This is a genomic window from Bradyrhizobium sp. 930_D9_N1_4 (assembly GCF_052076015.1).
Taxonomy (GTDB): Bacteria; Pseudomonadota; Alphaproteobacteria; order Rhizobiales; family Xanthobacteraceae; genus Bradyrhizobium.
Map to the genome: position 1 here is coordinate 2,189,319 of NZ_CP197236.1, position 22,777 is coordinate 2,212,095.

The 22,777-nt window shown below is 64.0% G+C and carries 22 protein-coding genes; 11 read left to right on the forward strand and 11 right to left on the reverse strand.

The annotated features are described in order from the left end of the window. Window positions 1–4: 4 nt before the first annotated feature. Window positions 5–2,026 (reverse strand): FG-GAP-like repeat-containing protein, encoded by a 2,022-nt coding sequence (locus tag AB7532_RS10200; protein WP_441234664.1) that lies wholly within the window; start codon window positions 2,024–2,026, stop codon window positions 5–7. 289 nt (window positions 2,027–2,315) lie between these two features. Here AB7532_RS10200 and AB7532_RS10205 point away from each other — a divergent pair, with 289 nt between their 5' ends. Further along, window positions 2,316–3,746, forward strand: coding sequence for an aldehyde dehydrogenase family protein (locus AB7532_RS10205; protein WP_441234665.1), 1,431 nt, complete (start codon window positions 2,316–2,318; stop codon window positions 3,744–3,746). A 202-nt stretch (window positions 3,747–3,948) separates the two neighbouring features. On the opposite strand, the gene AB7532_RS10210 is transcribed toward AB7532_RS10205, so the two are convergent. Continuing rightward, window positions 3,949–4,926 carry an SMP-30/gluconolactonase/LRE family protein gene (locus AB7532_RS10210; RefSeq protein ID WP_441234666.1) on the reverse strand — a complete coding sequence of 326 codons (978 nt, stop codon included), beginning with the start codon at window positions 4,924–4,926 and terminating at the stop codon, window positions 3,949–3,951. Window positions 4,927–5,015: 89 nt separating this feature from the next. Between AB7532_RS10210 and AB7532_RS10215 the strand changes: the two genes are divergently transcribed. Continuing rightward, window positions 5,016–5,840 (forward strand): NAD-dependent epimerase/dehydratase family protein, encoded by an 825-nt coding sequence (locus tag AB7532_RS10215; protein WP_441234667.1) that lies wholly within the window; start codon window positions 5,016–5,018, stop codon window positions 5,838–5,840. Between the two features lie 178 nt (window positions 5,841–6,018). Here AB7532_RS10215 and AB7532_RS10220 read toward each other — a convergent pair whose 3' ends face one another. Together AB7532_RS10220 and AB7532_RS10225 are read right to left on the reverse strand one after the other, a co-directional pair. Next, window positions 6,019–6,849 (reverse strand): potassium channel family protein, encoded by an 831-nt coding sequence (locus AB7532_RS10220; RefSeq protein ID WP_441239232.1) that lies wholly within the window; start codon window positions 6,847–6,849, stop codon window positions 6,019–6,021. A 33-nt stretch (window positions 6,850–6,882) separates the two neighbouring features. Beyond that, complete coding sequence (locus AB7532_RS10225; protein ID WP_441234668.1) at window positions 6,883–7,788, reverse strand: transglutaminase family protein; 906 nt, start codon at window positions 7,786–7,788, stop codon at window positions 6,883–6,885. Window positions 7,789–7,975: 187 nt separating this feature from the next. Here AB7532_RS10225 and AB7532_RS10230 point away from each other — a divergent pair, with 187 nt between their 5' ends. Together AB7532_RS10230 and AB7532_RS10235 are read left to right on the forward strand one after the other, a co-directional pair. Beyond that, the gene (locus tag AB7532_RS10230; protein WP_441234669.1) at window positions 7,976–8,239 is read left to right on the forward strand and encodes a GlsB/YeaQ/YmgE family stress response membrane protein; all 264 of its coding nucleotides are present in this window, start codon (window positions 7,976–7,978) and stop codon (window positions 8,237–8,239) included. 23 nt (window positions 8,240–8,262) lie between these two features. Further along, window positions 8,263–8,649 carry a hypothetical protein gene (locus AB7532_RS10235; protein WP_441234670.1) on the forward strand — a complete coding sequence of 129 codons (387 nt, stop codon included), beginning with the start codon at window positions 8,263–8,265 and terminating at the stop codon, window positions 8,647–8,649. Window positions 8,650–8,771: 122 nt separating this feature from the next. Here AB7532_RS10235 and AB7532_RS10240 read toward each other — a convergent pair whose 3' ends face one another. The 3 genes from AB7532_RS10240 to AB7532_RS10250 form a co-directional block, all read right to left on the reverse strand. Then, window positions 8,772–9,455 (reverse strand): nitroreductase, encoded by a 684-nt coding sequence (locus tag AB7532_RS10240; protein WP_441239233.1) that lies wholly within the window; start codon window positions 9,453–9,455, stop codon window positions 8,772–8,774. 189 nt (window positions 9,456–9,644) lie between these two features. Continuing rightward, window positions 9,645–10,061 (reverse strand): DUF1236 domain-containing protein, encoded by a 417-nt coding sequence (locus tag AB7532_RS10245; RefSeq protein ID WP_441234671.1) that lies wholly within the window; start codon window positions 10,059–10,061, stop codon window positions 9,645–9,647. Window positions 10,062–10,164: 103 nt separating this feature from the next. Then, complete coding sequence (locus tag AB7532_RS10250) at window positions 10,165–10,866, reverse strand: GntR family transcriptional regulator (RefSeq protein ID WP_441234672.1); 702 nt, start codon at window positions 10,864–10,866, stop codon at window positions 10,165–10,167. Between the two features lie 174 nt (window positions 10,867–11,040). On the opposite strand from AB7532_RS10250, the gene AB7532_RS10255 reads away from it, so the two are divergent. The 4 genes from AB7532_RS10255 to AB7532_RS10270 all read left to right on the forward strand — a co-directional run bounded on the left by AB7532_RS10255 (window position 11,041) and on the right by AB7532_RS10270 (window position 15,935). Next, window positions 11,041–12,759 (forward strand): IlvD/Edd family dehydratase, encoded by a 1,719-nt coding sequence (locus AB7532_RS10255; RefSeq protein WP_441239234.1) that lies wholly within the window; start codon window positions 11,041–11,043, stop codon window positions 12,757–12,759. A 60-nt stretch (window positions 12,760–12,819) separates the two neighbouring features. Further along, on the forward strand, window positions 12,820–13,827 hold the full coding sequence (locus AB7532_RS10260; protein ID WP_441234673.1) for a TRAP transporter substrate-binding protein: 1,008 nt from the start codon (window positions 12,820–12,822) through the stop codon (window positions 13,825–13,827). A 195-nt stretch (window positions 13,828–14,022) separates the two neighbouring features. Then, window positions 14,023–14,598, forward strand: a complete 576-nt coding sequence (locus AB7532_RS10265; RefSeq protein WP_441234674.1) for a TRAP transporter small permease — start codon at window positions 14,023–14,025, stop codon at window positions 14,596–14,598. Then, window positions 14,595–15,935: a TRAP transporter large permease gene (locus tag AB7532_RS10270; RefSeq protein WP_441234675.1), complete on the forward strand. Its 1,341-nt coding sequence runs from the start codon at window positions 14,595–14,597 to the stop codon at window positions 15,933–15,935. Before AB7532_RS10265 ends, AB7532_RS10270 begins: the two co-directional genes overlap by 4 nt. Here the strand turns inward: AB7532_RS10270 and AB7532_RS10275 are convergent. Both AB7532_RS10275 and AB7532_RS10280 read right to left on the reverse strand, forming a co-directional pair. Beyond that, window positions 15,928–16,509 carry a histidine phosphatase family protein gene (locus tag AB7532_RS10275; RefSeq protein ID WP_441234676.1) on the reverse strand — a complete coding sequence of 194 codons (582 nt, stop codon included), beginning with the start codon at window positions 16,507–16,509 and terminating at the stop codon, window positions 15,928–15,930. The genes AB7532_RS10270 and AB7532_RS10275 overlap by 8 nt on opposite strands. Beyond that, window positions 16,506–17,300, reverse strand: coding sequence for an enoyl-CoA hydratase/isomerase family protein (locus AB7532_RS10280; RefSeq protein ID WP_441234677.1), 795 nt, complete (start codon window positions 17,298–17,300; stop codon window positions 16,506–16,508). The genes AB7532_RS10275 and AB7532_RS10280 overlap by 4 nt, the downstream gene beginning before the upstream one ends. Before the next feature lie 249 nt (window positions 17,301–17,549). Here AB7532_RS10280 and AB7532_RS10285 point away from each other — a divergent pair, with 249 nt between their 5' ends. Next, window positions 17,550–18,770 carry an NAD(P)/FAD-dependent oxidoreductase gene (locus tag AB7532_RS10285; protein WP_441234678.1) on the forward strand — a complete coding sequence of 407 codons (1,221 nt, stop codon included), beginning with the start codon at window positions 17,550–17,552 and terminating at the stop codon, window positions 18,768–18,770. On the opposite strand, the gene AB7532_RS10290 is transcribed toward AB7532_RS10285, so the two are convergent. Together AB7532_RS10290 and AB7532_RS10295 are read right to left on the reverse strand one after the other, a co-directional pair. After that, a complete protein-coding gene (locus AB7532_RS10290; RefSeq protein WP_441234679.1) occupies window positions 18,771–19,685 on the reverse strand; it encodes a ribokinase in 915 nt (304 codons plus the stop codon). Window positions 19,686–19,760: 75 nt separating this feature from the next. Further along, window positions 19,761–20,654: a sugar kinase gene (locus tag AB7532_RS10295; protein ID WP_441234680.1), complete on the reverse strand. Its 894-nt coding sequence runs from the start codon at window positions 20,652–20,654 to the stop codon at window positions 19,761–19,763. Between the two features lie 209 nt (window positions 20,655–20,863). Here AB7532_RS10295 and AB7532_RS10300 point away from each other — a divergent pair, with 209 nt between their 5' ends. Further along, on the forward strand, window positions 20,864–21,712 hold the full coding sequence (locus AB7532_RS10300) for a VOC family protein (RefSeq protein WP_441234681.1): 849 nt from the start codon (window positions 20,864–20,866) through the stop codon (window positions 21,710–21,712). Window positions 21,713–21,921: 209 nt separating this feature from the next. Beyond that, window positions 21,922–22,629 (forward strand): TetR family transcriptional regulator, encoded by a 708-nt coding sequence (locus AB7532_RS10305; protein WP_441234682.1) that lies wholly within the window; start codon window positions 21,922–21,924, stop codon window positions 22,627–22,629. The last annotated feature ends 148 nt before the right edge of the window (window positions 22,630–22,777 follow it).

The window sequence follows — 22,777 nt, forward strand, 5'->3', positions numbered from 1 at the left end:
CAGCTCAGGTCACGAGATGCCAGTCGGCTGCGGCGTTGATCGTGCCAATCTGGGCGTCGGTCGTGACTTGCGTGCCGTTCAGCTCCCAGACCGACACCGCATGGGTGGTGTCGTTCGCGAACAACAGGTCGGACTTGCCGTCGCCATTGAAGTCGCCCTGGCCGACATAATGAAAGCCTGGGTCGAGGATGCCGATCTGCGGCGCGGCCGTAACCTGCGTCCCGTTCATCTGCCATATCGCCACGCCGTGAGTCGTGTCGTTCAGGAACAGCAGGTCTGATTTTCCATCGCCGTTGAAGTCGCCGGTATCGGCGAAGTGCCAACCGCCCGCTGCATTGATGGTGCCGATCTGCGGACCGGCCGTGATCTGCGTGCCGTCCATCTCCCAGACGGCCAAGCCATGGGTATTGTCGTTGAGGAACAACAGATCGGTCTTGCCGTCGCCGTTGAAGTCGCCGGTGGTCTGGAAGTGCCAGCCACCGGCGGTGTTGATGGTGCCGATCGTGGCATTGTCAGCGACCTCCGTGCCGTTCATTTCCCAGATCGCAGCGTCGTGCGTGGTGTCGTTGATCTCGAGCAAATCGCTCTTGCCGTCGCCGTTGAAATCCCCCGTCGTCGCAAAATGAAAGCCGGCCGCCATGGTGCCGATCTGAGGCGCGGCCGTAACCTGTGTTCCGTCGATCTGCCAGACCGCGACGCCTTCGGTGCTGGCGTTGAGAAACAACAGATCGGTTTTGCCGTCGCCATTGAAATCGCCGGTGCCCTGGAATGCCCAGCCACCGGCTGCGTTGATGGTGCCGATGGTGGCGTTTTGAGCTACTTGCGTGCCGTTCATCTCCCAGATCGTAACGTCGTGGGTGGTGTCGTCGATGCTGAGAAGATCGGTCTTGCCGTCGTCGTTGAAATCGCCCGTGCCCGCGAGGTGAAAGCCCGCAGCCTCCACGCCGACTTGCGGGCTCGCCAGCAATTGCGTGCCGTTGACTTCCCAGACTGCGACGCCGTGAGTGGTGTCGTTCTGGAACAGCAGGTCCGACTTGCCGTCGCCGTTGAAGTCCTGCAATTGAGGCGACGAGGGGGAAGGCGGAGATGCGGCCGGCGTGCCGACGAATCCGTGCTGGCCGCCGGCATCGTTGTAGTAGCCGAAGATCTCGCCGCTGTCGGTGACACCAAGGATGTTGGTATAGATGGAGCCGGCCACGTCGACCGTCGTCACGACGCCGGCGATATCCACGAAACTGTGAAGGTGGTTCGTGCCATCGATGTAGTTGCCGACGATTTCTCCGGATGCGTTGATGGCGGCAATGGTCGTATCGGTCGCGCCGGAAACATCGAAGGCTGTTGTCGTGCCGTTGGCTTCGATGAAGCCGTGCTGATGGTTGGCATAGTCCTGGTAGTTGCCGACCACCGTGCCGCCGGCGCTTACACCGACGACGCTGGTGGAATAGGCGCCAGGTGCGTCGAAGGTCGTGGTGACGCCGTTCTCGATCACAAACGCGTGCTGGATGTAATTGGCGTCGGAATAGGTGCCGACGATTTCGCCGGCGGCATTCATGCCGGCGACGGACGTGGCCTGGGATCCGGCAACGTCGATGACGGAAAACGTTCCGTTGATATCGACGAAGCCCTCGACCGAAAAGCCGCCGGAGAAGTCGCCGAACATGTTGCCGGCGTCGTCGAGACCGGCAAGGATGGTGTACTGGTTCGGAATGAAGTCGAAATTGGTCACATTGCCGGCGGCGTCGATGAAGCCGTGCTGCCTGTTGGCATAATCGACATAGTCGCCGTAGATTTCGCCGCCCGGCGTGATGTACATGCCGTTGGTATTGCTGGAGCCGGGCGGGTCGAAGGTGACCGCGGAGCCTGATCTGTTTGCGGTGAAGCCGTGAAAGGTCGAGTCGCCGTCGCCGTCCGAGGTGCCGTAATAGCCGACGATATCGCCGGCGGCATCGACGACCGAGACACCGATATAGGTGTAGGTGCCGGCCGCGGCGGGGACGTCGATCGAGCGGAAGCTGAAGGCTGGCATTGTCAACTCCTGATCTGTCGTCTCGACAGACAGTCGCTCGCAAATCCGCGTCGGTTCGAGTCCCAGCCGTGAACTCTTGGTAATGCCGGCTATGCGTCGGGCCGTTCCGCGTGGCGGACAGTTGCCCCGGGGCGCGACGACGTCTACCTTGCCGCGCTCGCAGGCCAGCCCCTATATTCGGGATGCGCTGTCGTGCTGCGCCCCGCATATGGCGGGTTCAATTGGACCCGCTTTCGTGCAAGGATGCCTGCCGAAACGCCCCACCATGCCCCCCAAGAAGAGGTTAACGATGGTCAATCGCATGCAATTCTACATCGACGGCGCCTGGGTCGATCCCGCCGTCAAGAAGTCCACCGCCGTTGTGAATCCGGCGACGGAAGAGGCGATGTACGAGATTGCGCTGGGCTCCAAGGCCGACGTGGACAAGGCCGTTGCCGCCGCCAAGCGCGCCTTTGCAACTTTCTCCCAGACCAGCCGTGACGAGCGCGTCGCGCTGCTCACCAAGGTGATCGAGATCTACAAGGGCCGTCTCAAGGAGATCGGCGCTTCCGTCTCCGACGAAATGGGCGCGCCGCTCCCGATGGCCGAAAAGCTGCAGGCCGGCGCCGGCCTCGGCCATCTCATGACCACGCTCGACGTGCTCAAGAACTATCATTTCGAGGAGCCGGTCGGCACCGCCATGGTGCTGCGCGAGCCGATCGGTGTGGTCGGCATGATCACGCCCTGGAACTGGCCGCTCAACCAGATCGCCTGCAAGGTCGCGCCCGCGCTCGCCGCCGGCTGCACCATGATCCTGAAGCCATCGGAGTTCACCCCGACCTCGGCGCTGATCTTCGCGGAAATCCTCCATGAAGCCGGCGTGCCCAAGGGCGTGTTCAACCTCGTCAACGGCCTCGGCCCCGAGGTCGGCGCCGCCATGAGCGAGCACCCCGACATCGACATGATCTCGTTCACCGGCTCGACCCGCGCCGGCATCGACGTCGCGAAGCGCGCAGCTCCCACCGTGAAGCGCGTCAGCCAGGAACTCGGCGGCAAGTCGCCGAACGTCATCCTCGAAGGCGCCGACCTCACGAAGGCGGTGACCGGCGGCGTGATGCACATGTTCAATAACTCCGGCCAGTCCTGCAACGCGCCCTCGCGCATGATCGTGCCGCTGTCGAAGATGAAGGAAGTCGCCGCGATCGCGAAGGCCGTCGCCGACAAGACCAAGGCGGGCGATCCGCGCGCGGAAGGCACCACCATCGGTCCGGTCGTCAACCGCGGCCAGTGGGACAAGATCCAGGGTCTGATCAAGAAGGGCATCGACGAGGGTGCAACGCTCGTGTCCGGCGGACCGGGCCTGCCCGAAGGTGTCAACAAGGGCTTCTACGTTCGCCCGACCATCTTCGCCGACGTGACGCCCGACATGACGATCGCCCGTGAAGAGATCTTCGGACCGGTGCTCACCATCATCGGCTCCAAGGACGAAGCCGACGCGGTGCAGATTGCCAACGACACGCCCTATGGCCTCGCCGGCTACGTCACCGGCGCTTCGGTCGAGGACGCCAAGCGCGTTGGCCGTCAGATCCGCGCCGGCAACGTCAACCTCCAGGGCGTGCCCAACGACCGCACCGCGCCGTTCGGCGGCTACAAGCAGTCGGGCAACGGCCGCGAGTGGGGCAAGTACGGCCTCGAGGACTTCCTTGAAGTGAAGGCCGTCGCAGGCTTCAACGCGGCGTAAGTTCTAGCACGTAGAACAAACATGACGCCGGAGCGGGAAACCGCTCCGGCGTTTTTGTTTTGGCTAACGTGTCGCGACAATGCGAGGTGCTGTAGGGTGGGCAAAGGAGCGAAGCGACGTGCCCACGATTTTGCGCGACAAGTAAGAGATGGTGGGCACGCTTCGCTTTGCCCACCCTACGAGACCGTCCGCTGCGGAGACCCTATCCCCCCACCGCGCCCTGCGTGTTCACATACAGCGCGTAGATCGACTGGCTCGCCGCCATGAACAGGCGGTTGCGCTGGACGCCGCCGAAGCAGAGATTGGCGCAGCGCTCGGGTAGCGCGATGCGGCCGATCATGACGCCGTCGGGCGCGAACACGACCACGCCGTCGAGCTCCGGATCGCCCATGCCCCAGCCGCACCAGAGATTGCCGTCGATGTCGCAGCGCATGCCGTCGGGCGTTCCCGGGCCTGCATCGATGTGGACGCGCTTGTTGGAAATCGTGGTGCCGTCCACTGATACGTCATAGGCGAGGATCTTGCGGTTCGGCACGCCGCGGGATTCCACGACATAGAGGATCTTCTCGTCGGGCGAGAAGCAAAGCCCGTTCGGCCCCAGCACGCCCTCGGCGACGATGGTCGACTTGCCGGTCGCGGGATCGAGCCGGTAGACGTTCGGCTCGATCTCCGGCTCGGCCTTGTAGCCCTCGTAATTGCCGAGCAGGCCGAAGGTCGGATCGGTGAACCAGATCGTGCCGTCGGACTTCACCACCACGTCGTTCGGCGAGTTCAGCCGCTTGCCGTTGAACTGGTCCATCAGCACGGTGATGCTGCCGTCATATTCGGTGCGGGTTACGCGGCGCCCGCCATGCTCGCAGGTGACCAGCCGGCCCTGCTGGTCACGCGTGTTGCCATTGGCGAAATTCGAAGGTTTGCGGAAGACCGAAACCGCGCCGGTCTCTTCCTCCCATTTGACGATGCGCTGGTTCGGGATGTCGCTGCACAGCAGATAGCGCCCGTCGCCGACCCACACCGGCCCCTCGGCCCAGCGCAGGCCCGTCGTCAGCCGCTCCACCGCCGATAGTTTCAGCCAGTATTTTTCGAAGCGGGGATCGAGCGCGTGAATGGCTGGATCGGGATAATAGGTCGCCGGCCGCCAGCCTGGCCGTTCCTGGGTGTGGGACGATGCATCATTCATGTCGGTTCTCTCGTTTCGTTCCCTCTGGACAATGCTGCTATCATTAGAGACACGTGACGGCAAATGGGTCACCAACGGCGAGGAAAGACATGGCGCGCATCTTGATGACGGGAGCTTCGGGCGGGATCGGAACGCGCCTGCGGAAACTGCTGCCGCCGATCTATCCGGACCTGCTGCTCTCCGACATTCGCAAGCCGGCCGATCTCGGCCCCAACGAGCATTTCAAGGCGGCGGACCTGTCCGACCTCGCGCAATGCGAGGCGCTCTGCGAGGGCGTCGACGGCATCATCCATTTCGGCGGCTATTCGGTCGAGGGTCCCTGGGACGACATCCTCCAGGCCAACATCATCGGCGGCTACAATCTGTTCGAGGCCGCGTACCGCAAGGGCGTCAAGCGCGTGGTGTTCGCGTCCTCGAACCATACGGTCGGCTTCTATCCGCGCCACCACAAGATCGGCACCGACGTCACCGTCCGTCCCGACGGACGCTACGGCGTCAGCAAGGTGTTCGGCGAAGCGGTAGGCTCCCTCTATGCCGACAAGCACGGGCTGAAGGTCACCTGCATCCGCATCGGCAATTGCGACGAGCGGCCGCTCGATCATCGCCGCATTGCGATGTGGCTGAAGCCGGAGGATTTGGTGCAGCTCTGCCAGATCGGGCTCGAGCATCCCGACATCCATTTCGAGGTGTTCTACGGCGTGTCCCTGAACGAGCGCGCCTGGTGGGACAACCACCGCGCCTACGAATTCGGCTATCGCCCCACCGGCCGCTCCGAGGATCACGTCGCGCACGCAATGGCCGAGCAGGCCAAGCTGAAGCCGGACCCGATCGGCGATCACTTCCAGGGCGGCGCGTTCTGCAGCAACGAGTTCGATGGCGACGCGAGCCGCATCATCGACTGGAATAAGCGCTAACGCTGACGTGTTGCTGCGGGGGCGATGAAAGTTGAACCCGCAGCAATTTACCACCGTCATTGCGAGCGCAGCGAAGCAATCCGGAATCTTTCCGCGGAAGCAGTCTGGATTGCTTCGCTGCGCTTGCAATAACGTATTGAGGGAGCGCCGCGCTCCGGCAGCATGCACCTCCCGGTGCCTAGCCCATCCCCTCATCCGGAATGTTCAGGACGGTTCCGCAGGCCTTGCAATGGACCGCATCGACGTCATGGCGTTGCAGAGCGCAGACCGGACAGGGGAAGCGAACCTTGGAGGGCGCGAGCAAGGACTTGGCGAGATTGAGGAACAGGGTTACGCCAAAAATCATGATGACGACGGTGATCAGGCGCCCGAGGGTGCCGGGCAAGGTGATGTCGCCGAAGCCGGTCGTCGTCAGCGCGGTGACCGTGAAGTAGAGCGCATCGGCATAGTTGGCGATCTGATGGTTGTGGGCGTGCTGGGTCTCGTAGACGATCCCGGTCATCACGAAAATGAACACGCCGAGATTCGCGACGGCAAAGACGACCTCCTCGTTCCGCCGGAAGAAGGAGCTGTCGATGCGCAGGCGCGCCACCATCTGATAGTCGCGCAGCAGTCGCAACGTTCGGAACGCGCGCAGGAAGCCGCCGGCCTCTCCGGCGAGCGGCGCAAGGAACGAGATGATGACGACGATGTCGGTCCAGGTCGACAGGCGCGTAAGGTCGCGCAGCGGCTTACGGCTGATGATCATCCGTGCGGAGAAATCCGCAAGGATCAAGACACCGAACACGACATCGAGCGTCTCGACGGCCCTGTTGCGCGGCAGGAACGACGTCGCGATGATGAACAGGACCGTGACGACATCGAGCACGAGCAGGGCGTATCGGAATTTGATGCAGCCGAACGTGTCGCCTTCGTAAAATTGCCGGATCCTGCCCTTCAGGACCTCGAACGGGCCGGCGATGGTTCCAGACAGCCGATGTCCCTTTGCGTTGTTGCGATAAACCATCATGGTCAACGGCCGCCGCTCTTCCTTCCCGGCAGTCTATTCCTCCGAAGGATCTAGCATTTCGCCGATCTTGTTGACAGCGACGTTGATGGACATGCCGAGATAGTCGCCGGGATCGCCGAACCACGAGCCGGCCAGCGGCACAGCCTGGCCCGGATGCCGTGCAATGGCAACCGGGATGAGGTCGAAGCCGGCGCTCAGGCTGTTGGTGGGGTCGTAGTCCAGCCAGCCGGCGCCGGGCAGGAACACCTGCACCCAGGCGTGGGTCGCGCCGGAGCCGGTCATGCCCACGGCGCCGCCATCGAGCGATGCGTCGTAGAGATAGCCGCTGACGAAGCGGGCGGCGAAGCCGAGCCGGCGCAACGTCTCGATCATCAGCCAGGCGAAGTCCCGGCAGGTGCCGGATTTGGTGCGCAGCGTTTCGCCGGGGGACTGGGTGCCTTCGGCGTCTCTTCCGCGATAGTTGAACTCGCTGCGAAACAGGCCGAGCATTCGGCGCAGCACGTCGGCGGTCCGGTCCTGATCGCCGGCAACGAAGCTCTTGGTCCAGGCCGCATGGCTGCCGTCCGCGTCGTCGGCATGCGGACGAAGGTAACCGGAAAGGTCCGTCCACTCGTCCGGCGTATATTGCACCGGGACGTGTTCGGCCCGGGACTCCAGCGGAAACGCTTCCAGACCCTTGATGCCGAAATAGACGCCGCGAACTTTGAACGTGAATGTCAGCTCGCTGCCGGGTTCGTTGAAGTCCATGACCGTGACGGCATTGGAGCGGGAGTCGGTGACCCAATGCACCTTCGATGGCAGGCTGGTGGAAGCGGACCAGCGAAGCAGCCGGTTGGAGGCACCGCGGCGCGGCAGGAACATGGCCCGGTGCGTGCCGAACCTCACCGGCTTGGCATAGCGGTAGGTCGTGGTGTGGGTGATCTCGCCGATGATCGCCATGCATCGATCCGCTTCGCGCTGCCGAACTCGAGCGCTTTCCTCGCGCAAGCAATGGACTCCAGCTTTCGGGCTGGCCGCGTTTGCCCATTGATCTAGATCAACGCCGGTCCGGGGATCGTCGGGCTCTTCAGGCGACACGCGTTCCGTCAGACGTCGATGCGCGAATAGGCCCAATGGAGCGATGGATATGGGTATCCTCTGGACGATCATCATCGGATTCATCGTCGGACTGGTCGCGAAGTTCGTCATGCCCGGCGACAAATCCGAGCCCAGGGGATTCATCCTGACAACGGTCCTGGGCATCGTCGGTGCGTTCGTTGCGACCTGGCTCGGTCAGGCCGTGGGATGGTATCGGTTCGGGGAGGGCGCCGGCTTCATCGGAAGCGTGGTCGGCGCGATCATTCTGCTCTTTCTGTATGGGCTTGTCGTCGGTCGTCAGGAGCGCGCTTGAAAGTCCAATTGCGAGCCGTCGCGATGCTCGCGATGATCGTGTCAGGACCGGCGCGAGCCGCAGCGCTGAGCGATGCCGAGGCGGCGTTTCTCGACCAGCTCGTCACCGCATCCGCGGTGCTGGAGCAGCGATGCGACGGTTACGAGGTCGATGGGGCCGGCGGTGTTCAACTCGGTGCCCGGCTGCTCGGCAGCCCCGATGCCGCGATGGCCATGATCGATGCCTATTCGGCGGCCATCAAAGCACGCAATGGCGAGAGCTACGACACCGGTAAATTCCGCCCTGAAGTGTCCGAGGTCGCTGGCAAAACATTCAGGCGGGTCCGGGCGGATCTGATCAAAGACCCGAAAGCGGCTTGCGCCGACTATGGCGATGCCGGTGTGGATCGCGGTCTGCTGCGACGGTATTGAATGAGTCCGGCCCACACGCGCACGCTGGCGCGTAGGATGGGTAGAGCGAAGCGAAACCCATCATCTCGTCCATGGCATGAACGATGGGTTTCGCTTCGCTCTACCCATCCTACTGCCTGCGTCTAAGCCCCACCCCCAAATCCAACGAACGTCGTCGCTTCATCGACCGACTTGCGCTCGGATATGACGGCGTTGGCGGGAAAATCGTGATCCGGCCAGCCCAGCGCGATGCTCTTCATGATCACCTGATCATCAGCGATTCCGGCATGCTCGCGCACGACGGGGGATTGCATGATCCCCTGGCTGTTGATCACGGCGCCAAGCCCGCGCGACCAGGCCGCATTGACCAGCGTGGTCGCCACCGCGCCGCAGTCGAAGGCCGTATCGTCACTGGAGGCAAGGCCGCGATCGTATGTGATGATCACGCAGACAGGCGCATCGAACTGGCGAAAGCCGCGCAGGACCCAGTCCTGCCGCTGCTGCTTGTCGTCCCGCGCAATTCCCATGGCGCTGAACAACTGCTTGGCAACGCCGATCTGGCGCTCGCGATGCACGCCCTCGAAGGCCTGGCCGGTTCGAAATTCGCGCGAGTGCGGCACGCCCGCCAGATTGCGCTCGGTATTGCCCTGACGGATCCGATCCAGCGGCTCTCCGGTGATGACGTAGAAATTCCACGGCTGGGTATTCATCGACGATGGCGCGCGCATCGCCAACGCCAGGATTTCCTTGATCAGCTCCGGCGCGACAGGCTCGGGCTTGTAACCGCGAATGCTTCGCCGGCCGAGAATGACATCATCAAATTCCATTGTGCGGCATCCTGAAATTGGCACGATGCCGCGTTCTCCCTCACGGTTTTGATCATGTCTATAGAATTTTGAAGAGCGGGCCGAGCTGAAACCCGACCCGATCGCGGGGCGACGCGTTCTGTTCAATGGTGACGCAAGCCGCATCAGCGGCAAAACGAAAGGGCCGTCTCGAAAGACGGCCCTTTGTTGTTATTCGACGATCTCGACGATCCGGCGTGTTCGCGGTTCGACCAGGACCGTACGCCCGTTGACCACTGTGTATCGATACTCACGGGCGCCATACTCGGACGGTACCTCGTAATAGGTCACGCCCTCTTCCGGAAGAACTGCCCCGACTCTCACATCCTCACGATACTGATACGAGGGGCGTCGCTGCTCGACGACGTAGGAGTGAAAGCGAGGACGCTGATCGACACCAAGGACTCCCGCGACGCCGCCAACGACGCCACCGACGACGCCACCCACAACCGCTCCAACTGGGCCTGCCGCTCGCTCACCGTCCCGCGCACCGCGTTCGACTCCGCCGGGGACGCCTTGCGCTTGGGTCGTTACGGGAAGCAAGACGGCGACGGCAACAGCAACAGCTCCGACAAAACGGCGAATCATGGCAGCTCCTATGGTGGGGGATTGGTGCAAGACCAAGTACCAAGCCGATCATAGGTTCCAGGACATTACGACATTCGTCACCACTGGCAGCGACATCTCACATCTATGAGCGCGCAGCTTGGCGTTCAGCGTCGTCCCCCGCAATCCTTGACAGATAATCCGACTTGCTGAACTGCATGTGATCCACACACAGCTGCGCCAGCGCCCAGCTGTCGCGGCCCCTCAGCAGCTCGATCATCAGCTCGTGCTGACGCCGCGATTGCGCCAGCCCATCGCGGTCGGCGAGGTTTTTCGCGCGCATCGGCAGCGTCAGGTTCATGTAGTCCTGGAGCGAGCCGACCAGATAGGGATTGCCGCAGGCCGAAAACAGCGCGAGGTGGAAAGCGTCGTTGGCCTCGTGGATGCCACGCAAATCTCGGATGTCGGCCTTCGCGCAATACTGCGCTTGCAGCGCGGTCAGTTCGTCGATCAGGCCTTGCGGCGCGGGCAGGGGGATCATCAGCGCGGCTTGCCGGGTCAGCATCTCCCGGACCTCATAGATCTGCCGGACTTCCTCCGCCGAATAGAACCGCACGGTGGCGCCGACATTCTTCTCGCGGCGGACGATGCCGCGGCGCTCGGCATCGACCAGCGCCTGCCGCACGAAATGCCGGGAGGTGCCGTAGCGCGACATCAGCGCGTCTTCGGTGAGGCGGGCGCCCGGTGGCAGGCGGCCGAAGATGATGTCCTCCTCCAGCCGCGCGACGACGTCGTCCGGGTCGTCGCGCCGGACTGGCACTGCCTCTGCGGTGTGAGTGTCGGACATACCCTCAGCCTTCCGGCGTCTCGCCGGTCCCCTCTGTGGAGCAGGGAAGGGTCAGATTGTCAATAATCTGGGGCATGGGCGACCGCGCAGGCAGGAAAGCGCGACAATATGGACCAATCTTATTGACAATCGGAGGGCAGCCTGTACCACAATGGCGACTTCAGGAGTGGCATGATGACGAGTGGTTTGCGCAAGGGTCTGACGAGCTATGGCGATGCCGGCTTCTCGCTGTTCCTGCGCAAGGCGTTCATCAAGGCCATGGGCTATTCCGACGACGCGCTGGAGCGCCCGATCGTCGGCATCACAAATACCTATAGCGACTACAATCCCTGCCACGGCAACGTCCCGCAGATCATCGAGGCCGCCAAGCGCGGCGTGATGCTGTCGGGCGCGATGCCGTTCGTGTTCCCCACCATCTCGATCGCCGAGAGCTTTGCGCATCCCACCTCGATGTATCTGCGCAACCTGATGGCAATGGACACCGAGGAGATGATCCGGGCCCAGCCGATGGATTCGGTGATCGTGATCGGCGGCTGCGACAAGACCCTGCCGGCGCAGGTGATGGCCGCGATCAGCGCCGACCTGCCGACCGTGGTCATTCCCGTGGGGCCGATGGTTGTCGGTCATCACAAGGGCGAGGTGCTCGGCGCCTGCACCGACTGCCGCCGTCTCTGGGGCAAGTACCGCGCCGGTGAGATCGACGACGTCGAGATCGAGGCTGTGAACGGCCGTCTCGCGCCATCGGTCGGCACCTGCATGGTGATGGGTACGGCCTCGACCATGGCCTGCATGATCGAAGCCATGGGGCTGTCGCTGCCGATGAGCGCGACGATTCCGGCGCCGCATGCCGAACGATTCCGTCTCGCCGAGGCCAGCGGCAAGGTGGCCGCCGAAATGGCGAAGACCAAGGGACCGAAGCCGAGCGAGTTTCTGACGCCGGCCTCGTTCAAGAACGCGCAGGTCGTGCTTCAGGCGATCGGCGGATCCACCAACGGCCTGATCCATCTGACCGCGATGGCGCACCGCTCGCCCCACCGCCTCGATCTCGGAGTGTTCGACCAGATCGGCCGCGAAGTGCCGGTGCTGATCGACCTCAAGCCGTCCGGCGAGCACTATATGGAGCATTTCCACCACGCCGGCGGCGTGCCGAAATTGCTGAAGCAGCTCGGGGACCTCGTCGATCTCGACGCCAGGACCATCAGCGGCCAGACGCTGCGCGACGTGGTCGCCAATGCCGAGGACGTGCCCGGCCAGGACGCGATCCGCCCGCGCGACAATCCGATCAAGAAGGAAGGCGGCCTTGCCGTCCTGCACGGTAATCTCGCGCCGCGCGGTGCCGTGATCAAGCAGTCGGCTGCGAGCCCCAAGCTGTTGAAGCATACGGGGCGCGCGGTGGTGTTCGAATCCGTCGAGGACATGACCTTGCGGGTGGACGATCCCGAGCTCGACGTCACGGCCGACGACGTGCTGGTGCTGCGCAATGCTGGCCCCAAGGGCGCTCCCGGCATGCCCGAGGCGGGCTATCTGCCGATCCCGAAGAAGCTTGCGCGTGGCGGCACCAAGGACATGGTGCGCATTTCCGACGCGCGCATGAGCGGCACCGCGTTCGGCACCATCGTGCTCCATATCACGCCGGAATCCGCCGTCGGCGGACCGCTGGCGCTGGTGAAGAACGGCGACATGATCAGCCTCGACGTGGCCAGGCGCAGCATCGAGCTGCTGGTCGATGCGGCCGAGCTCGAACGGCGCCGCGCTGCATCGAAGCCGGCTCCGGCGCCCGAGGAAGCGCGGCGCGGCTACGCCTGGCTGTTCAACGAGACCATCATGCAGGCCGACGAGGGCTGCGACTTCGATTTTATGCAGAGGACTGGGAAGAAGACCGAAACGGGCTGACAACTAAGCGATCGAACGCCCAGACCGCACAAGCGGCGGGCGATAAAACAGGGGGAAACGATGATTGCGCGATCCATGCCAAGATTCTTGCATGGCTTGGCGGCTGCGGCCGCTATGCTTTTCGTCACCGGGGCCGGGGCGCAGGAGGTGAAGCATTATCGCTTCGCCTACGATCAGCCGCGCAACACCGGCTATTCCATCGCAGGCGACCTCTTTGCCGAGAAGCTCAAGGAATTGAGCAAGGGCACCATGCTGATCGACCAGTATCCGGGCGCGCAGCTCGGCCAGGAGCCGCAATTGCTCCAGCTCGTGAAGGCCGGTGACATCGAATTCGCGATCATCTCCTCGGCCAACACCGCAACCATCTCGCCGCAGGCCGGCGTGATGTCGCTGCACTTCCTGTTCCGCGACGAGAACCACGTGATCAAGGGGCTCGCCGACCCCAAAGTGTTCGAAGCGCTCAAGAGCATGATCGACGAGACGACGCAGGGCCTGCATGTGATCGCGACGGGCTCGCAGGGCGTGCGCCACATGTACTCCAAGAAAGAGATCCACAACGTCGGCGACATCAAGGGCGCGAAGATCCGCGTCCAGGCAACCGCGACCGAGGACACCATGTTCCCGGCCTACGGCGCCCAGACCGTGCACATGCCGTTCGGGAGCGTCTATACGAGCTTGCAGACCGGCGTGATGGACGTCGCCGAGAACAGCATCAACGTCTACCTCGTCAACAAGCATTACGAGGTTGCGCCGGTGCTCAACATCACCGAGCACGAGGCCAACAACGCGCTGGTCTTCATCTCCGACAAGCTCTGGCAAAGCCTCTCGGCCGAGCAGAAGGGGTGGGTGCAGACCGCAGCCAACGAGATCAGCACCAGGGAGCCGGCGAAGGCCTTCGACCTCGAGCGCAGCGCGGCCGAGAAGCTGAAGAAGATGGGCGTCAAGATCGTCACGGACGTCGACAAGAAGACCTTCACGGCGATCGCCGATCCCTATCTCGACAAGCTCGCCAAGGATCTCGGGCCGCATGCCGAGAAGATCAAGAATCTGATCCGGTCGGTGAACTGAGGCGGTGCGCTCCCTCTCCCGCTTGCGGGAGAGGGTCGGGGAGAGGGTGCCTCCCCGGAGAGACTCCCCAAGAGGAGAGAGCCCTCACCCGCGCCTGCGGCGCGACCTCTCCCGCAAGCGGGAGAGGTGAAGACAACTCGCAATCATGTTCCACTTGAGTTCACCCCGCTACAGAGCGGGACGACGGGGGACTAAATGATCGCCGACAAACTGCTGGTGCAACGGCAACGTCACCTGAAATGGCGCGGGCTCGACTGGCTCGAGATTGCGCTGATGATCCTGTGCGGGGTGCTGTGCTTCGGCTTCTCGCTGTCGGTGACCGCCGACATCGTCACGCGCACCATCGGCCATCCCTGGCTGTGGCTCCAGGAGGTCACCTCGACGCTGTTCATCTACGCGATCTTCGTCGGAACGGCGGCGGCGACCCGGCGTAACGACCACCTCTATCTCACCGCGATCTCCGAGGCGATGCACGGGACGTCGCGGCTGATCGTCGAAGTCATCATCCGCGTCGTCGTCCTCGGGGTTGCGTTCTGCCTGATCTGGTACGGCTACCAGAACTATCTGCGCGGCTTCGGCAGTTTCCGCCTGCCGTCGGGCACGCCGATCGCTTCGCTCTATGCGATCATCCCGCTCTCTGGCGTGCTGATCGGCCTGTTCACCATCGAGCAGCTCGTCAACGGCCTGCGCAATGGTTTCGACCATCCAGAACCGCCCGAGGAGGATGGGGCGCCCGTCATCACCGACGCACAGATGAGGGCGCAGCCGTGAGCGCACCCATTGTCCTGGCATTGATGACGATCTTCTTCCTGTCGTTCGGCTATCTCGGCGTGCCGGTGCCGTTCTCGCTGATGGCCGGCGTCTTCATCGGCGCGCTGCTGTCGGACGTCTCGCTGGCCGCGATCATCCAGAAGATCTTTGACGGCGTGGACTCCGAAGCGCTGCTGGCGATCCCGTTCTTCCTGCTGGTCGGCGAGCTCATGAGTTCGGCGAATGTGGTGGTGCGAATAGCCAATCTTTCGGTGTCGCTGGTCGGACACATCAGGGGCGGGCTGTCGCAGGTCGTCGTCGTCTTCAGCATGTTCTTCTCGGAAATGTCGGGCTCGACCACGGCCGATGTCGCGGTGATGAGCCGCGCGCTCGGCGGCCCGATGAAGCGGGAGGGGTATGAGCCCGCGTTCATTGCCGCCATTATCGCGTCCGCCTCGACCATTGCGGCGCTGGTGCCACCGAGCATCACGGCGGTGGTCTACGGCGCGGTCGGCAACGTCTCGATCGCGGGTCTGTTCATGGCGGGCGTGGTGCCGGGCCTGATGATCGGCTTCGGCCTGATGATCTATTGCTACTTCTTCGGCCCCTCCGGCCTGCGCAAGCCGCGCGCGCCGTTGCGGCAGGTGGTGTTTGCCGCCGGCGATGCGGCGCTGCCGATGATGATCCCGGTGATCCTGCTCGGCGGCATTCTGACCGGCTGGTTCACGCCGACGGAAGCGGGGGTCGTCGCCGTGGTCTGGATCGTGCTGGTCGTGATCCCCGCGCTGAACCGCGGACACATCAAGAATATCCCCTACGATTTCTGCATTGCCGGCCTGATCTTCTCGCTGCCGCTGGTCACCATCGGCGCGGCCAACGCCTTTGGCTGGATGCTCGCTTATCTGCGCGGCGCGAGCTACATCGCCGACGTCATCACCTCGATGGCGGGTAATGATCCGCATCTGATCATGCTGCTGATGGTGCTGCTCTTCACCGTGGTCGGCGACTTCATCGAGCCGGTGCCGACCATCATCATCTTCATGCCGCTGGTCAACACGCTGACGGAGGCGGGCGACATCAATGCCGTGCATATGGGCGTGGTGCTGATCGCAACGCTCGCCTTCGGCCTGATCACGCCGCCTTACGGGCTGGTGTTGCTGATGGCGTCGAAATTCGTCGGTGTCAGTTTCGCAAAAGCCTTACGCGCCGCATTGCCGATCTATCTGGTGTTCCTGGGGACGATCGCATTCGCGATCTATTTCCCGAGCGTGGTGTTGTGGCTGCCGCAGAAGGTTCTGCCGGAATCGGTGGGCTGCTTCAAGTCGCCTGCGGGGACGGGTTACATCTGTCCTAAATAACGAATTGCTCGACGCGCCATTGCGCTGCGTCGCGGACATAGCGAAACGGTGTGCCGTGGCTGTTCTTGAAGTAGCTGCCGGTTAGCGCGTTGGCCATGCCCTGCATCACGGCGTCATGGCAGACGAACAGGAAATGGTCGGCAGGATGGCGCTCGAGCCAGCCTGAGACGCAGGCCAGCGACCGTTCGGTCATGGCCTCCCAGCTCTCGCCGTCGGCGGGCAGGATCGAGACCAGGCCAGTTGCGGAATTGACGCCGTGCTTGACCATGAGGTCGCGGACGGGAAGCCCCTCGAAGCTGCCGAAATCGAACTCGACGATGCCGTCGTCGATCGTGAGCGGCACCGAGATCGCGTCGGCGATAATCGCGGCCGTTCGCGCCGCGCGCACCAGCGGGCTTGCGACGATGCGGCTGATGCCGGCACCGCGCAACACGACCGCGGCCTCGTGCGCTTGCCGCAGGCCGTCTTCGTTCAGCGGGTTGTCGGTCCGTCCCTGAAAAAGTCCCTGCCGGTTCCAGTCAGTTGCGCCATGGCGGAGGCCGCAGAACGAGCGCGACGGCGTCAAGGCGCTCACTTGCCCTTGCTCGTGAATTTCTTCACGGCTGTGCGAAACTCCTCCGTGTTCATCGCCATGATGATCTTGTGCTCCTCGGCATCGAGCTGCTGTTTTACGGGCGTGGTGACGGCCTGGTAGACCAGTGACTTGGTGCCTGATATCGCCGCCGACGGGTTCTGCGCCAGCCGCTCGGCGAGTTGTCGCGTGGCTGCCTTCAGCTCGGCGGCGGGAACGGTCTTCGCAACCAAGCCCCATTCATAGGCCTGCTGCGCGGTAAAATTGTCCTCGGCCAGAAAGATCTGGAGCGCGCGGCGGGAGCCGACCGTGCCGACGATGCCGACCGTCGAGCCGCCGTCCGGCGACACCCCGATCTTGGCATAGGCCGGCGTGAACTTGGCGTCGTCAGCGGCGATGCAGAGATCGGTGACGAAGGCGAGGCCCATGCCGGCGCCGGCGGCCGAGCCGTGCACGCTGGACAGCGAGATTTTCGGCATGCGCCTGACCATCTCGATGAAGGCGTGATAGTGCTTCAGCAATTCGCCGACGACCGGCGTGACCGTGTTGGCTTCGGCGGCGGCGCCGATCGTCTGCAGATCGCCGCCGGCCGAGAATGCGCGGCCTTCGCCTTCGAGCACCACGACCTTGATGGCGTCATCGGCTTCGATGTAGGCCGCGAGCTGTTCGAGCTTCTGCGCGATCGCGAGGTTGATCGAGTTGAACGCGGCGGGGCGGTTGAGCGTGATGGTTGCGATCGGGCCGTCGATCCGCAGCAGCGCGGGATCATCGGGCTTTGAGACGGGAGCTGGCATCTGGAATATCCCCGGCATGAGAGGTGGTTGCTGCAACTAAATCGCAGAAGGCGGGGCGAGACAATCCCCGGCCGCCAGTGCCCCGCAGGCCGCTCTTGCGCAAGACGGAACGATAGGCTCAAATGGCGTCGCCTTGGTTGAGGGACGGACACGAGCGCCGGCTCCTCCCAAGGCAAGCAAAGCCAAGCCAGATTCAGCGAGAGGAGACGACATGGGTGACGCTCGTGTCTTGCGGAAATGGGCTGTCCAATGACGGACGGTCCGGTGATCATTGTCGGCGCCGGCCACGCCGGCTACCAGGTCGCGGCATCCCTGCGGCAGGCGGGTTTTGCCGATCGCATCTGTCTGATCAACGACGAGGCGCACCTGCCCTATCAGCGGCCGCCGCTGTCCAAGGCCTATATCAAGGGCTCGGCCGGGCCGGAGAGCCTGATGTTCCGGCCGGAGAAATTTTACCACGACCAGACCATCGAGCTGATCGCGGGCCGCGTGGTCTCGATCGACCGCGCCAAGCGTGCAGTCCTGCTCGCTGCGGGCGAGACGCTGCCTTACGGCCACCTTGTGCTGGCGACGGGCGCGCGCAACCGGCTGCTCGATCTGCCCAATGCCAATCTGCCCGACGTGAAATATTTGCGCATCCTCGACGACAGCGAGGCGCTGCGTCAGATCATGCCGTCGAAGACGCGCGTCGTGGTGATCGGCGCCGGCTTCATCGGCCTCGAATTCGCGGCCACCGCGCGCATCAAGGGCCTCGAGGTCGACGTGCTCGAACTCGCCCCGCGCGTGATGGCGCGCGCGGTGACGGCCGAAGTCTCCGAATATTTCCAGGCGCGGCATCGCGAGGCCGGAATCCGCATTCATCTGGGTGTGCAGGCCACCAGCATCGAGGCGGAGCGGGGCAAGGTCACCGGCGTCAGTCTCAGCGACGGCCGGCATTTGCCCGCCGACCTCGTCGTGGTCGGCGTCGGCGTGCTGCCGAACATCGAGCTCGCCGCGGAGGCGGGATTGCCGGTCGCCGCCGGCATCATCGTCGACGAATATCTTGCGACGGCTGACCCGAACATTTCAGCGATCGGCGATTGCGCGCTGTTCGCAAGTCCGCGCTTCGGCGGATCGCTGCGGCTGGAGTCCGTGCAGAACGCTACCGATCACGCCCGCTGCCTCGCCGCGCGGCTGACCGGCGACAGCAAGGCCTATGACGGCCATCCCTGGTTCTGGAGCGACCAGGGCGACGACAAGCTCCAGATGGCGGGGCTCACCACCGGCTACGACCGTGTCGTGCTGCGCGGCGACCCCGCGAAAAAAGCGTTCTCGGTGTTTTGCTACAAGGGCGACGAGCTGCTTGGCATCGAATCGGTCAACCGGGCCGGCGACCACATGTTCGGCCGCCGCCTGTTCGGCATGGACCGCGCGATCACGCCGGAGCAAGCCGCCGATGAGAGCTTCGATCTGAAGAGCGCGCTGGCGTGATCAGCCGGCCTTGACCACGGCTGCCACTTCCGCCGCCGTCGGCATCGACGGTCCGGCGCCCATCCGCTGCACGCTGATCGAGGCGGCGGCGTTGGCGAAGGCGAGGGCTGCGCGCAACGCGACACCGTCGGCCAGTTGCGAGGCGAGTGCGCCGACGAAGCAATCGCCGGCGCCGGTCGTGTCGACTGCCTTCACGGCGCGCCCCGGCACCGCAAATTCCTCGCTGGCCGCGAGCGCCAGCACGCCGCGCTTGCCGAGCGTGACGCAGATGGTCTGATCCGCGCGCGCCTGAAGTTGTCGCGCGACGTCGATGATCTTTGCGGCCTCGTCGCTGTCGGAGAGCTCGCTGCCGGCGAGAAAACCAAGCTCGGTCTCGTTCAGCACGAGGATGTCGACGAGCGCGAGCAGCTCGCCCGACATCTCTTGCGCCGGCGCCGGGTTGAGCACCGTGGTCGCGCCAGCGCTGCGCGCGCGCGCGAAGAACGCGGCAATCGTCGGCAGCGGGATCTCGAACTGGCTGACGGCAACGTCGCCCTTGGCGAGCGGAACGTCCGCGACGTCGTCCGCGCTGACCAGCGCATTGCTGCCGGGAATGACGACGATGGTATTGTCTGACTCAGCCACCGTGATGATCGCGGTGCCGCTATGGGTGTCGGCATCGCGGACCGAACCGAGATCGATGCCCTGAGCGCCGAGGAACGTTCGCAGCTCGGCCCCGAACGAATCCTTGCCCAGCCGTCCGATCAGCGTGGTCTTCACGCCGAGCCTCGACGACGCGACCGCCTGGTTCGCGCCCTTGCCGCCCGGGAAATACAGCACCTGCTTTCCCGCGACGGTCTCGCCGACCTTCGGGTGGCGATCGGCGGTCGCCACCACATCCATGTTGATGCTGCCGGCGATGAAGACGCGCCCCATGATAAATCCTCTAGAGCATGATCCGGAAAAGTGTGAAGCGGTTTTCCGAAAAGACCATGCTCAAACAAAGAGTCCCTAGACCCTGACTTCGAACTCGTGCCTGACTTTGGCGATGTCCACAAGGGTCGGCAGGCCGGCCTCGTTGCCAAGGCGCTGGATCTTGAAGGTCGAGGCGGCGCGGGCGAAATCGAAATGCTCGCGCCAGCTTTTGCCGGGATGGGCAAGGTAGGAATAGACATAGGCGCCATGGAAGACGTCGCCGGCACCGTTGGTGTCGATCACGCGCTCGCGCGGGATCGGCATCGCGGGCATGATCTCGACCGCGCCTGTCTCGTTGTACCAGAGCAGGCCCTTCTCACCCATGGTGATGCCGCCGATCTTGCAGCCGCGGCTCTTGAGGTAATCGAGCATTTTCTCCGGCGTCAAATCCATCTGCTCGCAGAGGCGCTCGGCGACGATGGCGACGTCGATGAATTCCAGCAGCTCATGCGTGTTGGTGCGCAGGCCGCCGCCGTCGAGCGAGGTCAGAATGCCGGCTTCGCGGCAGACCTTGGCGTAGTGGAGCGCGGCATCGGGCTGGTGGCCGTCGATATGCAGCGCGCGGCAGCCGCCGAGATTGAGCATCGGGAACGGGTGGATGTGCTCGTCGTCACGGCAGCGGACGATGGCGCGCTTGCCGTCCTTGGGCATGATGAAGGACAGCGAGGACTGGTTCACCTTCCGCCCGTGCAGGGAGATCGCGTATTTCGCGCACATGTCCATGAACATGCGGCCGAGCCAGTCATTGGCTGCGGTGGCGACGAGATCTGGCACGATACCGAGCTTGGCGCAGCAGAAGGCCGCCGTCACCGCATTGCCGCCGAAGGAAACCGCGTAATCGGTTGCCACGTGCTTTTCGTCGCCGGTCGGCATGTGGTCGGTGATGAAGACGACGTCGATATAGGTCTGTCCGATAAAGAGAGCCTGCATTGGTTGTCCGTGATGCGCTGGGTGGTCCCGGCCGGCGGGCTTACTCTAACACCGGTTCCGCTCCTGGGACGCTGAAATTATTCGCAAAACTGCCGCCCGAGCGCTTGAGGTCGGCATAGGGCCGGAATACGACCATGTCAGGCTCATGCCAAGCCCGGACAAACGCTGATTTTCGGCTTCTGGTTCCAGCTCGCTCAAAAGGGAAGAACATGATCACCGGCCTCGATCACGTCGTCGCTCTGGTCAGGGATATCGGTGCGGCCAAGGCGGCCTATCAGACGCTGCTCGGGCGCGCGCCGGCCTGGCAGAATTCCGGCGAGGGCGCGGACCGTGTGCTGTTCACGCTCCAGAACATGACGATCGAGCTGATGGCGCCGAGCGGCTTCAATGTTGCTGCGGACCGGATCCGTGCGCTGCTCGACGACCGCGAGGGCGTGCTCGCCAGCCTGTGCTTTCGTGTCGCGGACATGGGCAAGATGCACCGGCGGCTGGAGCGGGTGGCCCTGGGGCCGGATCCGGTCGCCGAGGTCGAAAGCAATGACGTCGAGAGCGGCGCGGTCCTGCACTGGAAGCGTACGCGCGCCGCCACCGAGCTGACGCGCGGCGTGCGCATGTTCTTCCTCGAACTCGCCGAGGAGCGGCCGTTGTCGGCGGTGACCGACATCGCGCCGATCGACGGGCTCGACCATGTCGTCATCACCACCGAAGAGTCCGACCGCGCCGCGGCGCTCTATGGCGCGCGGCTCGGCCTCGATCTCGCGCTCGACCGCTCGCACCATGATTGGGGCCAGCTGATGTTCTTCCGTTGCGGCGACCTCGTCGTCGAATTGGTGCGCCGTCCCGTGGCGGGCGGCGACGCCCTGCACGATCGCCTCTGGGGCCTGAGCTGGCGCGTCGCCGACATCGATGCCACCCGCGCCCGCCTGATTGCCGGCGGCCTCGACGTCACCGAGGTCCGCAACGGCCGCAAGCCGGGCACCCGGATCATGACGGTGCGGAACGGCACCTGCGGCATCCAGACGGTGCTGCTGGAGCGTTCGCCGAAGCCGGTGGATTGAGGGGCAGTGTCGTGTCCCGGACGCGCTGCGGCGCGTAGCGCTGCTGCGCAGAGCCGGGACCCAGAGGGCGGCGACCTCTTACTCGGAGACATGGGCCCCGGCTCTGCAGCGCATCACTTCGTGCTGCGCAGCGTCCGGGGCACGAGATCGTTCTCAAACGCCGGCCCACGTGTTACACGCATACCGAAAGCATCCAGCGAGCAACCGGTTTGGCGAAGGCAAAGCGAACTCTGAAATGGCAGCGCGATCCCGAGGGGATGCGGCTGCGCATTCTGGAAGCCGCCAAGCAGGAGTTCTCCGCACACGGGCTTGCCGGCGCGCGGGTCGACCGCATCGCGGCCGAGGCCGGCGCCAACAAGCGCATGCTGTACTACCACGTCGGCAACAAGGACGAGCTCTATCTGGCGGTGCTCGAAGGCGCCTATGACAAGATCCGCAGCGAGGAGCGGGGGCTCGATCTCGAGCATCTCGATCCGCCCGAGGCGATCCGGCGGCTGATCGAGTTCACCTGGGGCTACTTCCTGCGCAACCCGGAATTCCTGTCGCTGCTTCAGACCGAGAACCTCGCGCGGGCAAAGCACCTGAAGAAATCGACCAAGGTCAAGTCGATGCACTCGCCCTTCGTCGAGATGATCCGCACCGTGGTGCGGCGCGGCGTCGACAGCGGCGACTTCCAGGTCGCGGTCGATCCGGTGCAGCTCTACATCTCGATCGCGGGACTTTGCTTCTTCTATCTCTCGAATTCGGCGACGCTGAGCGTGATCTTCGGCCGCGATCTCCTGGACAAGAAAGCCAAGGACGAGCGGCTCTCGCACATGGTCGGCCTCGTGCTGGCCGCGCTGACGGGGCAGTCGACCGCGTTGTTCGAGACCGCGAAAGCGCCCAAGTCGCGCGCTGCGGTGGCGCAAACGGTTTAGCGCGCTTTTGTCGCTGGTCGTCGATCGGCCGCTGTTTCCCAGTTCTTCGCTGTCATCGCCCGACTTGATCGGGCGATCCAGTATTCCAGCGGCCGCGAGGGATACGGAGAAGCCGCGGCGTACTGGATTCCCCGCTTTCGCGGGGAAT

Bases quoted from the DNA above. Each gene is read 5' to 3' on its own strand.
- AB7532_RS10200 (WP_441234664.1), bottom strand. From the start codon at position 2,026: ATGCCAGCCTTCAGCTTCCGCTCGATCGACGTCCCCGCCGCGGCCGGC.
- AB7532_RS10205 (WP_441234665.1), top strand. From the start codon at position 2,316: ATGGTCAATCGCATGCAATTCTACATCGACGGCGCCTGGGTCGATCCC.
- AB7532_RS10210 (WP_441234666.1), bottom strand. From the start codon at position 4,926: ATGAATGATGCATCGTCCCACACCCAGGAACGGCCAGGCTGGCGGCCG.
- AB7532_RS10215 (WP_441234667.1), top strand. From the start codon at position 5,016: ATGGCGCGCATCTTGATGACGGGAGCTTCGGGCGGGATCGGAACGCGC.
- AB7532_RS10220 (WP_441239232.1), bottom strand. From the start codon at position 6,849: ATGATGGTTTATCGCAACAACGCAAAGGGACATCGGCTGTCTGGAACC.
- AB7532_RS10225 (WP_441234668.1), bottom strand. From the start codon at position 7,788: ATGGCGATCATCGGCGAGATCACCCACACCACGACCTACCGCTATGCC.
- AB7532_RS10230 (WP_441234669.1), top strand. From the start codon at position 7,976: ATGGGTATCCTCTGGACGATCATCATCGGATTCATCGTCGGACTGGTC.
- AB7532_RS10235 (WP_441234670.1), top strand. From the start codon at position 8,263: ATGCTCGCGATGATCGTGTCAGGACCGGCGCGAGCCGCAGCGCTGAGC.
- AB7532_RS10240 (WP_441239233.1), bottom strand. From the start codon at position 9,455: ATGGAATTTGATGATGTCATTCTCGGCCGGCGAAGCATTCGCGGTTAC.
- AB7532_RS10245 (WP_441234671.1), bottom strand. From the start codon at position 10,061: ATGATTCGCCGTTTTGTCGGAGCTGTTGCTGTTGCCGTCGCCGTCTTG.
- AB7532_RS10250 (WP_441234672.1), bottom strand. From the start codon at position 10,866: ATGTCCGACACTCACACCGCAGAGGCAGTGCCAGTCCGGCGCGACGAC.
- AB7532_RS10255 (WP_441239234.1), top strand. From the start codon at position 11,041: ATGACGAGTGGTTTGCGCAAGGGTCTGACGAGCTATGGCGATGCCGGC.
- AB7532_RS10260 (WP_441234673.1), top strand. From the start codon at position 12,820: ATGATTGCGCGATCCATGCCAAGATTCTTGCATGGCTTGGCGGCTGCG.
- AB7532_RS10265 (WP_441234674.1), top strand. From the start codon at position 14,023: ATGATCGCCGACAAACTGCTGGTGCAACGGCAACGTCACCTGAAATGG.
- AB7532_RS10280 (WP_441234677.1), bottom strand. From the start codon at position 17,300: ATGCCAGCTCCCGTCTCAAAGCCCGATGATCCCGCGCTGCTGCGGATC.
- AB7532_RS10285 (WP_441234678.1), top strand. From the start codon at position 17,550: ATGACGGACGGTCCGGTGATCATTGTCGGCGCCGGCCACGCCGGCTAC.
- AB7532_RS10290 (WP_441234679.1), bottom strand. From the start codon at position 19,685: ATGGGGCGCGTCTTCATCGCCGGCAGCATCAACATGGATGTGGTGGCG.
- AB7532_RS10295 (WP_441234680.1), bottom strand. From the start codon at position 20,654: ATGCAGGCTCTCTTTATCGGACAGACCTATATCGACGTCGTCTTCATC.
- AB7532_RS10300 (WP_441234681.1), top strand. From the start codon at position 20,864: ATGATCACCGGCCTCGATCACGTCGTCGCTCTGGTCAGGGATATCGGT.